The organism is Streptomyces similanensis (genome assembly GCF_039543625.1).
In the GTDB taxonomy this organism is placed as follows: domain Bacteria; phylum Actinomycetota; class Actinomycetes; order Streptomycetales; family Streptomycetaceae; genus Streptomyces; species Streptomyces similanensis.
On sequence record NZ_BAABKC010000153.1, the window covers coordinates 1 to 768 of the forward strand.

1 pseudogene is annotated in these 768 nt (G+C 70.3%); it reads left to right on the forward strand.

Features of this window, described 5'->3' with window-relative positions:
• Positions 1-2: 2 nt before the first annotated feature.
• Positions 3-768: pseudogene (locus tag ABEB07_RS38685) on the forward strand (IS5 family transposase); the annotation flags it as partial.

The window sequence follows — 768 nt, forward strand, 5'->3', positions numbered from 1 at the left end:
GGATTGAGCCCCTACTCCCGGACCGGACGCCGAAGCGAGGTGGCCGCTGGCGAGACCATCGAGAGGTGATCGACGCGATCGCCTACAAGTTCCAGACCGGCACGCAGTGGGTTCACCTGCCGGAGAAGTACGGCAACTGGCGAGGGGTCTACAACCGGCTTCGGATGTGGGCCGTCGACGGCACATGGGAGCGGGTCTTCACCGCCCTGGTGGCCCAGGCTGACGCGGACGAGGACCTCAACTGGGCCGTCTCGGTCGACTCCACGATCGTGCGAGCCCACCAGCACGCTGCCGGGGCCCGCAAAAGGGGGCCCCGGCCGGCGAACCCGACGACCATGCCATCGGCCGGTCCCGCGGCGGGCTGACCACGAAGATCCACCTCGCTGCCGATGCCCGCTGCCGGCCTCTGGCGTTCGTTCTCACCGCAGGCCAGGCGGGTGACGCACCCGCCTTCACCGACGTCATGGCCCGCCTGCGCGTTCCCCGTCGGCGAGGACGGCCCCGCACCAGGCCGGACCTGGTCCTGGCCGACAAGGCGTACTCATCCCGCGCGATCCGCGAGCACCTGCGCAAGCGCGGCATCCGCGCAGTGATCCCCGTCCCCGCTGACCAGCGCGCGCACCGGCTACGTCGGGGCAGCCGGGGCGGCAGGCCACCGGCCTTCGACCGCGAGACCTACAAGCAGCGCAACACCGTCGAGCGGTGCATCAACCGCCTCAAGCAGTGGCGTGGTATCGCCACCCGCTACGAAAAGACCGCCACCATCTA